The organism is Pseudomonas eucalypticola, from assembly GCF_013374995.1.
Taxonomy (GTDB): Bacteria; Pseudomonadota; Gammaproteobacteria; order Pseudomonadales; family Pseudomonadaceae; genus Aquipseudomonas; species Aquipseudomonas eucalypticola.
The window spans coordinates 999,435-1,012,492 of record NZ_CP056030.1 but is presented as its reverse complement, the minus strand read 5'-3'; the positions used below and the strand labels follow the sequence as shown (position 1 = coordinate 1,012,492).

Here is a 13,058-nt window from a genome sequence, read left to right as displayed (position 1 = left end):
ACCTGCCAAAAATCTAACGACCTCCTCAGGCGACAAGCCATCCACAACTGCCTTGAAATTCATAATTCGTACCCGTTTTGTTTGGTTTTTCACGGATTGCCGGGAAAGTTAGTGGTGCTTACAAAGATCTGTAGTGAGCAAACAAGGCGGGCGAGGTGATCTCACAGCCATAACTGACCCGAAACAGATGTAGGAATGGCAGGGCGCCAAGCCCTTGCCCGGGAAGCGCCGTGCGGACGGCGCTCGATCTTAACAGCGAGACAACAACATCGCCTGGCGCTTGGTAGCCCTGCTGCAATCTCCAGCCAGAAGCTCCGCTGAACATTCTGTTGGCACGGCTTGAAATCCGCAACAGGGCCACTAGGTGCATGTCTTGGTTTCTCCTGCGCCCTTTAAATCGAGCGCCGCCCGCGCGGCGCTTCCCGGCCAAGGCCGGTCCCACATCTATTTCGGGCCAGTTATGCCTGAGGCATCACCTGGTCCGCTATGTTTGTTCACTGCATATCTGTGGCGGCATCACCAACTTCCCCAGGCTTCCGTGAAGAGCTTTTTGTTTTCCCTTCGGCAAGTGTTGGACGCTTGACAGGTAAAAGCGAGGCTCGCAATTAGCGTTAGCCATTTTACTTGGACCTCTTTAACGCTCAGGCAAGTCGTTCGCAGGGGTTGCGGTTGTTCGCCCTTGAGTATCCGCTGACCTCCACTTTGCGCCTTTAATATATCGACAACGGGTTGCCGAGTAGGTTATGACCTTCGCGCCGCCCCCTATCGCCACCTTCGCTGACCGAGCCATATTTCCGAAACTTCATTTCACACCTTAAAGCCCCGGGCACTCACAATAGTTAATGCTGTAGGGCACGCGCTTTCTCAAAGGTGATTGATTCAACACTATCACTCAAGGTGTATCGCACCATCAGAAATAACACTTCACCGTCTTTCATTGCGTAATGAAACCCATCCCATCCACCCACCATACCTACGGGCTCTGAAAGTTTCACCGGGCCTACCTCCTTCACAGCTTTTCCCAATTTGGCCCTGACCTCGGCTTTATTACAAACACCGTCCAGGTCACCTGGGAGCGCTCCTTGATAGGAAGGCCCTCTTAATTCAGACGCCTGCGTAATCACATGAACCCGTTGAAGAATTTCATCCTCGAGGTCGAATTCCAGCGCCACGCCGGTAACTGGAAAGAGGCAAAGCACCTGCGCGCCCGCATAAAGCCCAACGGGACGCTGATTAGTCAAGGTGCCATTTTCTGCAAGCACGCGCCATCGCTTCCCCAGCCCATTAATATAATCAATTATGGAAACCGTCATTTGACCAGCCCTTTTTTTTCCGCCAACGCCTTGAGTTGTCGACGCGCCCGTTCAGCAGGCCTACCCTACTTCGGACGGCCCGGCACCTTCTTCCACTCATGTATAGCGCTGCAGCACTGACACTTCTGGAATAATAATGGTCTTGATTAAACCATTTGTATGCGCGACGACTCCGATACGGAAGAGGGTCTAATCCGAGTAGGACGTAGGAACCACTTAACTATATCTGTTGAAGTTTCCTACAATGTCAGCTACTTCCCACGCCGACAGAAACTCAACTGCCATGACGTGAGCGCTTGCCGCGCCGAGAACGAGGTGGAGCGTGGGGTCAGGCAGACCGCGCCACCTGACTCTCAACCTTCACCCGCGCCTGCCTGAATGCCAGGGCGTTCGGCCTCAGGCCATGGCGGGTGCGCGTTCGCACAGTAGGTTCAGGGCTTCACCCCACTGCCGGTTGTCATTCAGGCATGGCACCAGGACCAGTTCCTGGCCCCCTGCTTCGACAAATTGCTCCCTGCCGCGATCGCCAATTTCTTCCAGCGTCTCGATGCAGTCCGCCACGAACGCCGGGCACATGACCAGCAGGCGCTTGACCCCCTGCTTGGCCAACTCGTCCAGGCGCGCCTCTGTGTAGGGTTCGATCCATTTGGCACGACCCAGCCGCGATTGGAACGATACCGACCACTTGCCCTCCGGCAGCCCCATTTTCTCGGCGAAGGCTGCAGCGGTGCGCATGCATTGCGCCCGGTAACAGGTGGCAAGCACCGCCGGCGAGGCGTTGCGACAGCAGTCGGCGTCCTTGAAACAGTGGCTGCCGGTGGGATCGAGCTTGGTGAGGTGGCGCTCGGGCAGGCCATGGAAGCTGAGCAGCAGGTGGTCGAACGATTGCTCCAGGTAAGCGGACGTACTGGCCACCAGCGCATCAATGTACTCGGGCTGGTCATAGAACGGCGGCAACAGCTTGAACTGCACCGGCAGCTTTTTCGCCTGCACCACTTTCTTCGCTTCCTCGATCACCGTGGTCACGGTGCTGTCGGCGAATTGCGGGTACAGCGGCGCCAATGTGATGTTGCGCACGCCTTGAGAAGACAAACGCGTGAGGACGGTGTCCAGCGACGGCTCGCCGTAGCGCATGGCGATCTCCACCGGGCCGTGGGCCCACTGTTCGCGCATCACCGCCTGCAAGCGGCGGGTGAGTACTACCAGCGGCGAGCCTTCGTCCCACCAGATGCTGGCGTAAGCGTGGGCCGACTGTTCCGGGCGCTTGATGAGGATCAGCGACACCAGCAGCCGGCGCACCGGCCACGGCAGGTCGATGACATAGGGGTCCATGAGAAACTGGTTCAGGTAGCTGCGTACATCGGCCACCGAGGTGGAAGCCGGGGAGCCCAGGTTGACCAGCAGCAAAGCGTGATCGGTCATGCAACATCCTAATTTCAGAGGCGCCGGGCGAGGTCGTCCAGCGCCGTTTGCAGGTCATTGAAACGGAAGCCGAAGCCTTCCGCCAGTAAACGCACCGGGCGTGCACGTTGGCCGCCCAGCAATAAATCAGACATTTCGCCCAGGGTGGCGCGCAGCACCAGCCCAGGGAGCGGCATGAAGGCCGGGCGATGCAATGCCCGGCCCAGGCGCCGGGCAAACTCGCGATTGCGCACCGGCTCTGGCGCACAGGCATTATAAGGACCGCTGGCGTCGGCCTTGTGCACAAGAAAATCAATCAGGGCGATTTGATCATCGATATGCACCCAGGGCATGAACTGTCGACCATTGCCGATGGGCCCGCCCAGCCCCAGCTTGAAGGGTACTTTCAGACGCTTGAGCATGCCGCCTTCGCTCGCCAGTACCAGGCCGGTGCGCACCAGCACCACGCGGATGCCCAGCGCCTCGGCGCGCTGCGCCGTCTCTTCCCAAGCGATGCACAGGTCACTGGCGAAGTCCTTGCGCACCGGTTGCGACTGCTCCGTGAGTTCGCGTTCGCCGCCGTCGCCGTAATACCCAACCGCCGACCCCGATACCAGCACCGCTGGCCGCTGCTCGCGCTGCTCCAACCAGGCCAGCAACTGCTCGGTGAGGCCTATGCGGCTCTTCCATAGCAACTGGCGACGGGTGTCGGTCCAGGGCCGGTCGGCGATCGGGGCGCCGGCCAGGTTTACGATGGCGTCGACAGGCTCACTGCCCAGGTCCTCCAGCCGGCCAATGCCGCGCACGGCGCGCCCGCACAAGCGGGCAACGCTTGCCGGCTGTCGGCTCCATACGGTCAGCTGATGCCCCTGCGCCAGCCAGTGCTGGCACAGCTTGCGGCCGATGAGGCCTGTACCGCCGGTCAGCAAAATGTGCATGACGGGTTCCTCCTGTGGCGTTGACGGCAAATCGCTAGTCTATTTTTAAGAGAGAGGCACTTTTGCCAACGGACAGCTCTCAGATCAGATACAGAGCAAGCGAAAAAAGGACAGCAACAACTTATACCAATAATGATTATTGTACAGGTTTGTCCTTCAGCGTAGTCTGTGCAAAGAAGTAACGAGGCCACCATGACCGTACCTATTGCCATCATCGGTGCCGGCATCGCCGGACTCTCTGCCGCCCAGGCGCTACTCAAGGCCGGGCACACGCCCCATGTGTTTGACAAGAGCCGCGGCCCAGGCGGGCGCGCGTCCAGCAAACGCAGCGACGCCGGGTCCCTGGACCTTGGCGCGCAATACTTCACCGCCCGCGACCGGCGCTTCGTCGACCAGGTGCAGCGCTGGCAAGCCAGTGGCTGCGTCGAGGAGTGGAAACCGCAACTGTTCAACTCCCATGGCGGGCAGCTCAGCCCCTCCCCCGACGAGCAGACCCGTTGGGTCGGCACGCCACGCATGGGTGCCATCGCCAAGGCCATGCTCGGGGACATGAACGCGGTGTTCGGCTGCCGCATCACCGAGGTGTTTCGTGGCAAGCATCACTGGCACCTGCTGGACGCCGAAGGCTGCAGCCATGGACCGTTCAGCCATGTGATCATCGCCCTGCCCGCCCCCCAGGCGACGGCACTGCTGGCCGCCGCACCCAAGCTGGCTGGAGTAGCCGCCAGCGTGCAGATGGAACCCACGTGGGCCATCGCCCTGGCCTTCGACAAGCCCTTGGAGACCGCCATGCAGGGCTGCTTCGTGCAGGACAGCCCGTTGGACTGGCTGGCCTGCAACCGCAGCAAGCCGGGACGCGAGACGGCCCTGGATACCTGGGTGCTGCACGCCACCAGCAGTTGGAGCAAGCAGCACATCGACCTGCCCAAGGAAGACGTGATCGAGCACTTGCACGGCGCGTTCGCCGAACTGGCCAACTGCGCCATGCCGGCCCCGGTGTTCAGCATTGCCCACCGCTGGCTCTACGCCAGGCCGGCGTCGTCCCATGAGTGGGGCGCCTTGGCGGACGCTGACCTTGGCTTGTACGCCTGCGGTGACTGGTGCCTGTCGGGCCGCGTGGAGGGCGCCTGGCTCAGCGGCCTGGAAGCCTCGCGACGGCTGCTTGAACACCTGGAATGACGACCGCGCCCCACCGCCTCAACCCGCGCAAACTGCTGCTGTCCAAATGGACGGCAGCTCACCCCGTGAACCGCGAAAAGCATTTTCTGGTCACGGCTCTGTTTCGTGACGAAGAAGGCACCGTCATCGATATCGAATTGCAGGCGGTGCTCACCCAACGCACTGAACGCCTGGCCTGGCAGCGCCTGCAGGACGCCGAGACCTGGTTGCTGGGTTGGCGCTGAGCCGCAGGCGCCATAAAATTGTACAAATGGTTTGACTTGTACAAGTTAACTCCTAACATGGAGTGAAGCTGTACAAATATTTCCATACGTACAAGGGCCTGCCCAATGTCCATCACGGCCAAACCCCGTATCGGTATCAGCGCCTGCCTGCTGGGCGCTGAAGTGCGCTACAACGGCGGCCACAAGGAGTCGCGGCTGTGCACCCACAGCTTGGCCGAGCACTTCGAGTTCGTGCCGGTATGCCCCGAAGTCGCCATCGGCATGGGCATACCCCGCCAACCCATTCGCCTGGTTGGCGACGCCAGCCAACCGCAAGCGCTGGGCACCGTGGATCCCGCGCTCAACGTCACCGCCCCGTTGGCTGCCTACGGCCAGCAGATGGCCGATGAACTCCAGGACCTGAGCGGCTACATCTTCATGCATAAGTCGCCGTCCTGTGGGCTGGAACGCGTGAAGGTGTACCGCGACAATGGCGCCCCCCAGCATGAAGGCGGCCGCGGTATCTACGCCCAGGCGTTCTGCGCGGCCCACCCCGACCTGCCCGTGGAAGAAGATGGCCGCCTGTGCGATGCCGTGTTGCGGGAAAACTTCATGGTGCGGGTGTATGCCTACGCCGACTGGCAGGCGCTGCTCGCCGAAGGGCTGAGCCGTGGTGGCCTGATGCGCTTCCACTCGCGCTACAAGTACCAACTGATGGCCAACAACCCCGTGCAGTACAAGGTGATCGGCCACCTGCTGGGGACCATGGGCCGCGGCGATGCCAGTGAGATAGGCCCACGCTATTTCAGCCAGCTGATGGCAGCGTTGAAACGCTGCGCCACCCGCGGCACCCACAGCAACGTGCTGCAACACCTGAGCGGCTACCTGAAACAGTCCCTGAGCAGTGCCGACAAGCAAGAGATACAGCACCTGATCGAACAGTACCGCGAGGGCATCGTGCCCCTGGTCGTTCCCCTGACCTTGCTCAAGCACCACTTTCGCCTGCACCCCGACCCGTATGTAAGCCAGCAGGTCTACCTGCAGCCGCACCCGGAAAACCTCAGCCTTCGAAATGCGATCTGACACCATGCACAACCCGCCTGCCCACGACGACGATGCCATCGAAGCCATGCACGATGGCTGGCTGCCCATTCGCGAAGTGGCACGCCAGACCGGCGTGAACCCTGTGACTCTGCGCGCGTGGGAACGCCGTTATGGGTTGATCGTGCCGCACCGCACCGCCAAGGGCCATCGCTTGTACGGCACGGACCATGTGCAGCGTATCCAGCAGATTCTCACCTGGTTGGGCCGCGGCGTGGCGGTAAGCCAGGTGAAGGCGCTGCTCGATGATGCCCAGGCGCCCCTGGCCGTCAACCTGGGGGGTGGTGACTGGCAGCCGCTGCGCGCCAGCCTGATGCAGGCCATTGGCGAGTTGGCCGAACGCCGGGTGGACGACACCTTCAACCAGGCCATGGCCCTGTACCCGCCCATCACTTTGTGCGAGCACCTGTTGCTGCCCTTGCTGGCCGACCTGGAACGACGCTGGCAAGGGCAGTTCGGCGCACAGATGGAGCGGGTGTTTTTCCTGTCCTGGCTGCGCAGCAAACTCGGGGCGCGCATCTATCACAATAACCGCCAGCTCAACGGCGCGCCGCTGTTGCTGGTGAACCAGAGCGACCTGGCGCTGGAGCCGTGCCTGTGGCTATGTGCCTGGCTGGCCAGCAGTGCCGACTGCCCGGTGGAAGTCTTCGACTGGCCGCTGCCCGGCGGCGAACTGGCGCTGGCCGCCGAGCGCCTCAACGCCCGCGCGGTGCTGTTGTATTCGCGCAAGCCGCTGAACCTGCCGCAGCTGCCGCGCCTGCTGGCGGGCATCACCGCGCCCACCCTGATCGTCGGACCAACGGTATGCATCCACCGAGCTGACTGGGCCGTACATCAACAGGAGACCGAACACTTGCACCTGCTCGACACCCCCTTGGCCGCGCACCAGCGTCTGCAGCAACTGGGGGTGCTCTGACATGACCCGAACAGGAAGCCCCATGCAACTGATCTGGCTACGCAGCGACCTGCGCCTGCATGACAACACCGCCCTCGCCGCCGCGTGCGCCAAGGGGCCGACGCTGGCCGTATGGCTGGTGAGCCCCACCCAGTGGCAGCGGCATGACGACGCCGCCTGCAAGGTCGATTTCTGGTTGCGCAACGTCGATGAGCTGAGCAGGGCCCTGGCCACCAAGCACATTCCCCTGCTGATTCGGCATGCCGAGACCTGGGACCAGGCGGCCGACGTGGTGCTGGACCTGTGCCGAGAGCATCAGGTGCAAGCCGTGCACTGCAACCAGGAATATGGGGTGAACGAGACCCGCCGTGACCAGGCGGTGGCCGCCGCCCTGGAAAAGGCAGGCATCGACTTCCATAGCTGTCTGGACCAGTTGCTCTTTCAGCCCGGCAGTATCCTGACCAAGAGCGGCAATTACTTCCAGGTGTTCAGCCAGTTTCGCAAGGTGTGCTACGAACGCCTGCACCACGGTGTTCCCGCCATTGTCCGCGCGCCTCAGGCCCAGCAACCGCTGCACATCGCTGCCGACAAGGTACCCGGGCACGTCGACAGTTTTCCAGCCCCCAGCGCAGCGCTGCAAGCCTTGTGGCCGGCCGGCGAAGACGAAGCGCGGCGGCGGCTGACGCACTTCGTCGACCAGCCCATCGAGGACTACCACGTAGAACGCGACCTGCCGGCGCGCCCTGGCACCAGCCAACTGTCCGCTTACCTCGCGGCCGGGGTCATATCCCCGCGGCAATGCCTGCATGCCGCGCTCAGCCATAACCACGGCGAATTCGACAGCGGCAATGTCGGCGTTACCACCTGGGTCAACGAACTGCTGTGGCGCGAGTTCTACAAGCACATTCTGGTGGGCTACCCGCAGGTATCCATGCACCGCGCCTTCCGCAGTGAAACCGAGGCCTTGGCGTGGCGCCATGCCCCACGGGAACTGGAAGCCTGGCAGCGAGGCCGTACCGGCATTCCGATCATCGATGCGGCCATGCGCCAACTGGTCGAAACTGGCTGGATGCACAACCGCCTGCGCATGGTCGTGGCGATGTTCCTGACCAAGAACCTGTTGATCGACTGGCGTGAAGGCGAGCGCTTCTTCATGCGCCATCTGATCGATGGCGACCTGGCGGCCAACAACGGCGGCTGGCAGTGGAGCGCTTCCACCGGCACCGACTCGGCGCCTTATTTCCGCATATTCAACCCCCACAGCCAGTCCGAGCGCTTCGACACCCACGGCGTGTTTCTCAAGCAATGGCTGCCGGAACTCAACGGGTTGGGCAGCAAGGAAATCCACAACCCGGCCAAGGCGGGCGGCCTGTTCGGCCCGGCGGGCTACCCCCAGCCTATCGTTGACCTGAGCGAAAGCCGAGCCCGGGCGCTGAGTGCCTTCAAGAACCTGCCCAGCCGGCAGGTCAGCGGTGGCCAGCATGGCTGAAACCCCGCGGCGCATCTGGCTGACCGGCGCCAGCAGTGGCCTGGGCGCGGCCTTGGCCGAGGCATTGCTGCACAGCGGTGCCCACCTGGCCCTGAGCGCGCGCACCGAAGCGCCCCTGGCGCAACTGGCCCTGCGCTTTCCCGGCCAGGTACTGGTGGTGGCCGGCGACCTGACCGACCGCCAGCAGGTGCAGGCCATGGGCGCCGCGATCGAGCAACATTGGGGTGGCGTCGACACCGTGATCCTCAACGCCGGCACCTGTGAGTACGTGGACACCCGGCACTTCGACGCCGAACTGTTCGAACGGGTGATCCGCACCAACCTGTTCGCCACCGGCTACTGCATCGAGGCCGCCCTGCCCTTGCTGCGCCAAGGCGTGCGCCCGCACCTGGTCGGGGTGGCCAGCAGCGTGACCTACCTGCCGCTGCCACGGTCGGAAGCCTATGGCGCGTCCAAGGCCGGTCAGCGCTACCTGTTCGAATCCCTGCGCCTGGACCTGGCCCACGAACATATCGACGTCACGGTAGTGAGCCCGGGCTTCATCGACACCCCACTGACGCGCAAGAACGACTTCCCCATGCCCATGCTGGTCAGCGCCCGTCAGGCGGCAGCCTATATTGCTGCGCGCCTGGAACGCCGCCCGCTGGAAATTGCCTTTCCCACGCTGTTCATCGGCGCGCTGCGCTTGCTGGCCTGGCTGCCCGCCTGGCTGCGCGTGTGGATAGGCAAGCGTCTGGTGCGCCAGGCCACCACGCAGGGGGACGCCTGATGAAAATTGCCATCGTCGGCAGTGGCATCGCTGGCCTTACTTGCGCCTACCTGCTGAACCGCCGCCATGAGATACAGGTGTTTGAGGCCGGCGCCTGGATCGGCGGCCATACCCACACGCTGGACATTGAACACCAGGGCGAACGCCACGCCATCGATACGGGCTTCATCGTGTTCAATGAATGGACCTACCCGAATTTCATCGCCCTGCTCGAACAACTGGGCGTCGCATTCAAGCCTACCGAAATGAGCTTCTCAGTATGCGACCCGGCCAGCGGCCTGGAGTACAACGGCAACAACCTCAACAGCCTGTTCGCCCAGCGCCGCAACCTGTTGTCGGCGGGCTTCTGGGGCATGCTCAAGGACATCCTGCGCTTCAACCGCGAAGCCATCGACGACCTGGCCAACCACCGCATCACCGCGCAGACCACGCTTGGCCAGTACCTGAGGGTGAAGGGTTACGGGCAACGGTTCATCGACCATTACATCGTGCCCATGGGCGCGGCGATCTGGTCGATGTCGCTGCAGGACATGCTGAATTTTCCGCTGCAGTTTTTCGTGCGCTTCTTCAAGAACCACGGGCTGCTCTCGGTCACCCATCGCCCCCAGTGGTATGTGGTTCAAGGCGGTTCCAGCCGCTATATAGCGCCGCTGACCGCCAGTTTCGCCGAGCGCATTCACCTGCACTGCCCGGTCAGCCGCGTCGAGCGGGACGACGACGGCGTGACCGTGCACAGCCCCCGCGGCGCCGAGCGTTTCGACAAGGTGGTGTTTGCCTGCCACAGCGACCAGGCCCTGAGGTTGCTGGCCGAACCCAGCACGGCAGAGAGCCAGATCCTCGGCGCCCTGCCCTATGCCGACAATGACGTGGTGCTGCACACCGACACGCGCCGGTTGCCGCAACGCCGGCTGGCCTGGGCCAGCTGGAACTACCGCTTGACTGAAGGCCAGGCGGCCGCGGTCACCTACGACATGAACATCCTGCAGGGGCTGCGCAGCGATACCACCTTCTGCGTTAGCCTGAACCAGACCGCGCACATCGACCCGGCCAGCATCCTGGCCCGCTACACCTACGCACACCCGCAATACAGCCTGGCGGGCATGGCCGCCCAGGCACGCTGGCAGGAATTGCTGGGGGCACGCCACAGCTATTATTGCGGCGCCTACTGGGCCAACGGCTTCCACGAGGACGGCGTTACCAGCGCCCTGCGGGTAGCGCACGCGTTCGGTGAAGCCCTGTGAACAGTGCCCTGTACAGCGGCTGGGTGAGCCACCGGCGCTTTCTGCCCCGCGGCCACCAGTTCCGCTACCGCATCGGGCTGCTGTACCTGGACCTGGCTGAACAGGCACAGGTGCTGGGCCTGTCACCGTTGTCAGGAACCAGCCGCTGGGCCCCGTTCGCGTTCCGGGAAACGGATTATCTGCGTGAATACACCCGCCAGGGCACGCCCCTGGCCACCGCTGTGCGCCAGTGCGTGGGCAAGGCGCTGGGGGCTGAGCCCCAGGGGGCCGTCCGCCTGCTGACCCAGGCACGCAGCTTCGGCCTGGCGTTCAACCCGGTCAGCTTTTTCTACTGTTTCGATGCCGATGAGCGGCTGGCGGCGATCCTGTGCGAAGTGACCAACACCCCATGGCGCGAACGCTACCACTACGTGCTGCCCGCCCAGGGCGAGGGTTTCGAGCATTTTGCCGTGGCCAAGGCCTTCCACGTTTCACCCTTCCTGCCTCGCGACCTGGAATACCGCATGAGCTTCAGCCCGCCCGGCGAACGCCTCGGCGTGCACATGGCTGACTGGCAGGGTGAAAACAAAGTATTCGACGCCACCCTGAACCTGCAACGCCAGGCCATGAGCGGCGCCAGCCTGCATCGGCAACTGGCGAGTTTCCCCTGGATGACCGCCAAGACCTGCCTGGCCATCTATTGGCAAGCGTTGCGCCTGGCCCTCAAACGAATGCCCCTTTTCGACCATCGCGCGGCGGACGGTTCATATCGCGCAGCCACCGCCCAAGCAAAGGAACGACGCCATGAATAGTTCACCGGCCAAGGCCCTCCCATTCAGCACCCATGGCCTGACCAGCTCGCTATTGCGCCGCGGGGTTCTAAACCAATTGAACTCACTGCGCCATGGGCAATTGCTGATCGTGGAAGGTGATGACCGATTGCAGTTCGGCAACGCCAGCTCGCCACTGGTAGGCGAGATTCATGTGCATGACAGCGCGGCCTGGGGCTTGGTGGCCAGCGGCGGTTCCATCGGCGCGGGCGAGGCGTTCATCCATGGTTACTGGACCAGCCCGGATCTGACGGCGGTGGTTCGGGTATTCGTCAGCAACCTTGACGTGCTCGACGCCATGGAGCGCGGCCTGGCGCGCCTGAATCGGCCGCTGGTGCGGGCCCTGCACTGGCTCAACCGCAATACCCGCAAAGGCTCGCAGAAGAACATCGCCGCCCACTACGATCTGGGCAACGAGCTGTTCGAGCAGTTCCTCGACCCGACCATGATGTACTCGGCCGCGCAGTTCGCCGGTCCCGAAGATAGCCTGGAACAGGCGCAGCTGAACAAACTGGAGCGCATCTGCCAGAAACTGGCGTTGGTGCCCAGCGACCACCTGCTGGAAATCGGCACCGGCTGGGGCAGCATGGCGCTGTACGCGGCCAGCCACTATGGCTGCCGGGTCACAACCACCACGCTGTCGCGCGAGCAGTACGAGTACACCCGCCAGCGCATCGATGCCCAAGGCCTGCAAGACCGTGTCACGCTATTGCTGTCCGACTACCGGGACCTCACGGGCAGCTATGACAAACTGGTGTCCATCGAAATGATCGAGGCCGTGGGCCACCGCTTCCTGCCCACCTATTTCCAGAAATGTGCCGACCTGCTCAAACCCGACGGGGTGATGCTGCTGCAGGCCATCACCATCCGCGAACAACGCTACGAGCAGGCCCGACACAGCGTCGACTTCATTCAGCGCTACATCTTTCCAGGCGGTGCCTTGCCTTCGGTGCAAGCGATGTTGCAGATCGTGGGGCGCGACACCGACATGAACCTGTTGCACATGGAGGACTTTGGCCTGCACTACGCGCGCACCTTGCGGCTATGGCACGACAACTTCCGCCGGGCCCACAACCGTCTGCGGGAACTGGGCTACGACGATTATTTCCTGCGCCTGTGGGAGTTCTACCTGTGCTACTGCGAAGGCGGGTTCCTGGAGCGCACCATCGGCACCGCGCAATTGCTGCTGGCCAAGCCGTCGGCGCAACCGCAGCCATTGCTCGGGCGCTTCGATGCTTGAAAAGGCCGCCAATGCAGTGCTGTTCCAGGCCGGCTGGTTTGCCTGCGTGCTGGGGGGCAATAGCGGCTGGTTGATAGTGCCCGTGGTGATACTGGTCGCCCATTGGATCTGGCACGGTGAGGGCCGCCTGATGGCCGAAGCCTTTTTATTCGGCCTGTTGCTGGACAGTGCACTGATGTGGCTGAACCTGTTCGACTTCAACCCCAACGGCAAATGGGTGCCCCTGTGGCTGGCATTGCTGTGGCCGTTGCTGGCATCCACGTTGCGCCATTGCCTGGCCTGGACGGCACGGCCGTGGTGGCTGGCAGCGGGGCTTGGGGCGGTAGCGGGGCCAATGTCGTACTACGCTGGCGGGCGGTTGGCGGGAGTGGGGTTTCCCCATGGTACGGGGGTCACAGTGGGGGTATTGGCGCTGATCTGGGCGGTGGTGTTCGTATGCTTGCACCGGCGAGCAATGGCCCTGGCAAGCTGAGCAACCCC

13 protein-coding genes are annotated in these 13,058 nt (G+C 62.9%); 10 read left to right on the top strand and 3 right to left on the bottom strand.

The window, feature by feature from the left end; all coding sequences use genetic code 11:
• Positions 1 to 839: 839 nt before the first annotated feature.
• The 3 genes from HWQ56_RS04625 to HWQ56_RS04615 all read right to left on the bottom strand — a co-directional run bounded on the left by HWQ56_RS04625 (position 840) and on the right by HWQ56_RS04615 (position 3,652).
• Entirely contained in the window at positions 840 to 1,313 is a 474-nt protein-coding gene (locus HWQ56_RS04625) for a DUF6392 family protein (RefSeq protein ID WP_176569905.1), read from the bottom strand.
• A gap of 396 nt (positions 1,314 to 1,709) precedes the next feature.
• Positions 1,710 to 2,735 carry a ferrochelatase gene (hemH, locus tag HWQ56_RS04620; protein WP_176569904.1) on the bottom strand — a complete coding sequence of 342 codons (1,026 nt, stop codon included), beginning with the start codon at positions 2,733 to 2,735 and terminating at the stop codon, positions 1,710 to 1,712.
• 14 nt (positions 2,736 to 2,749) lie between these two features.
• Entirely contained in the window at positions 2,750 to 3,652 is a 903-nt protein-coding gene (locus HWQ56_RS04615; RefSeq protein ID WP_176569903.1) for a TIGR01777 family oxidoreductase, read from the bottom strand.
• A gap of 192 nt (positions 3,653 to 3,844) precedes the next feature.
• Between HWQ56_RS04615 and HWQ56_RS04610 the strand changes: the two genes are divergently transcribed.
• From HWQ56_RS04610 to HWQ56_RS04565, 10 genes are all read left to right on the top strand, one after another.
• Complete coding sequence (locus HWQ56_RS04610; RefSeq protein ID WP_158158369.1) at positions 3,845 to 4,831, top strand: NAD(P)/FAD-dependent oxidoreductase; 987 nt, start codon at positions 3,845 to 3,847, stop codon at positions 4,829 to 4,831.
• On the top strand, positions 4,828 to 5,055 hold the full coding sequence (locus HWQ56_RS04605; protein ID WP_176569902.1) for a TIGR02450 family Trp-rich protein: 228 nt from the start codon (positions 4,828 to 4,830) through the stop codon (positions 5,053 to 5,055). The genes HWQ56_RS04610 and HWQ56_RS04605 overlap by 4 nt, the downstream gene beginning before the upstream one ends.
• Before the next feature lie 105 nt (positions 5,056 to 5,160).
• Positions 5,161 to 6,117 carry a YbgA family protein gene (locus tag HWQ56_RS04600; RefSeq protein WP_176569901.1) on the top strand — a complete coding sequence of 319 codons (957 nt, stop codon included), beginning with the start codon at positions 5,161 to 5,163 and terminating at the stop codon, positions 6,115 to 6,117.
• A 4-nt stretch (positions 6,118 to 6,121) separates the two neighbouring features.
• The gene (locus tag HWQ56_RS04595; protein WP_176569900.1) at positions 6,122 to 7,051 is read left to right on the top strand and encodes a MerR family transcriptional regulator; all 930 of its coding nucleotides are present in this window, start codon (positions 6,122 to 6,124) and stop codon (positions 7,049 to 7,051) included.
• A 22-nt stretch (positions 7,052 to 7,073) separates the two neighbouring features.
• Complete coding sequence (gene phrB / locus HWQ56_RS04590) at positions 7,074 to 8,519, top strand: deoxyribodipyrimidine photo-lyase (RefSeq protein WP_176569899.1); 1,446 nt, start codon at positions 7,074 to 7,076, stop codon at positions 8,517 to 8,519.
• The gene (locus tag HWQ56_RS04585) at positions 8,512 to 9,288 is read left to right on the top strand and encodes an SDR family NAD(P)-dependent oxidoreductase (protein WP_176569898.1); all 777 of its coding nucleotides are present in this window, start codon (positions 8,512 to 8,514) and stop codon (positions 9,286 to 9,288) included. The genes phrB and HWQ56_RS04585 overlap by 8 nt, the downstream gene beginning before the upstream one ends.
• A complete protein-coding gene (locus HWQ56_RS04580) occupies positions 9,288 to 10,529 on the top strand; it encodes an NAD(P)/FAD-dependent oxidoreductase (protein WP_176569897.1) in 1,242 nt (413 codons plus the stop codon). The genes HWQ56_RS04585 and HWQ56_RS04580 overlap by 1 nt, the downstream gene beginning before the upstream one ends.
• The gene (locus HWQ56_RS04575) at positions 10,526 to 11,320 is read left to right on the top strand and encodes a DUF1365 domain-containing protein (protein ID WP_176569896.1); all 795 of its coding nucleotides are present in this window, start codon (positions 10,526 to 10,528) and stop codon (positions 11,318 to 11,320) included. Before HWQ56_RS04580 ends, HWQ56_RS04575 begins: the two co-directional genes overlap by 4 nt.
• Complete coding sequence (locus tag HWQ56_RS04570) at positions 11,313 to 12,578, top strand: SAM-dependent methyltransferase (RefSeq protein ID WP_176569895.1); 1,266 nt, start codon at positions 11,313 to 11,315, stop codon at positions 12,576 to 12,578. The genes HWQ56_RS04575 and HWQ56_RS04570 overlap by 8 nt, the downstream gene beginning before the upstream one ends.
• Positions 12,571 to 13,050, top strand: a complete 480-nt coding sequence (locus HWQ56_RS04565; protein ID WP_176569894.1) for a DUF2878 domain-containing protein — start codon at positions 12,571 to 12,573, stop codon at positions 13,048 to 13,050. The genes HWQ56_RS04570 and HWQ56_RS04565 overlap by 8 nt, the downstream gene beginning before the upstream one ends.
• Positions 13,051 to 13,058: the final 8 nt, after the last annotated feature.

Coding starts and splice junctions, on each gene's coding strand:
- HWQ56_RS04600 (WP_176569901.1), top strand. CDS start 5,161: ATGTCCATCACGGCCAAACCCCGTATCGGTATCAGCGCCTGCCTGCTG.
- HWQ56_RS04625 (WP_176569905.1), bottom strand. CDS start 1,313: ATGACGGTTTCCATAATTGATTATATTAATGGGCTGGGGAAGCGATGG.
- HWQ56_RS04580 (WP_176569897.1), top strand. CDS start 9,288: ATGAAAATTGCCATCGTCGGCAGTGGCATCGCTGGCCTTACTTGCGCC.
- hemH (WP_176569904.1), bottom strand. CDS start 2,735: ATGACCGATCACGCTTTGCTGCTGGTCAACCTGGGCTCCCCGGCTTCC.
- HWQ56_RS04570 (WP_176569895.1), top strand. CDS start 11,313: ATGAATAGTTCACCGGCCAAGGCCCTCCCATTCAGCACCCATGGCCTG.
- HWQ56_RS04595 (WP_176569900.1), top strand. CDS start 6,122: ATGCACAACCCGCCTGCCCACGACGACGATGCCATCGAAGCCATGCAC.
- HWQ56_RS04610 (WP_158158369.1), top strand. CDS start 3,845: ATGACCGTACCTATTGCCATCATCGGTGCCGGCATCGCCGGACTCTCT.
- HWQ56_RS04615 (WP_176569903.1), bottom strand. CDS start 3,652: ATGCACATTTTGCTGACCGGCGGTACAGGCCTCATCGGCCGCAAGCTG.
- phrB (WP_176569899.1), top strand. CDS start 7,074: ATGCAACTGATCTGGCTACGCAGCGACCTGCGCCTGCATGACAACACC.
- HWQ56_RS04585 (WP_176569898.1), top strand. CDS start 8,512: ATGGCTGAAACCCCGCGGCGCATCTGGCTGACCGGCGCCAGCAGTGGC.
- HWQ56_RS04605 (WP_176569902.1), top strand. CDS start 4,828: ATGACGACCGCGCCCCACCGCCTCAACCCGCGCAAACTGCTGCTGTCC.
- HWQ56_RS04565 (WP_176569894.1), top strand. CDS start 12,571: ATGCTTGAAAAGGCCGCCAATGCAGTGCTGTTCCAGGCCGGCTGGTTT.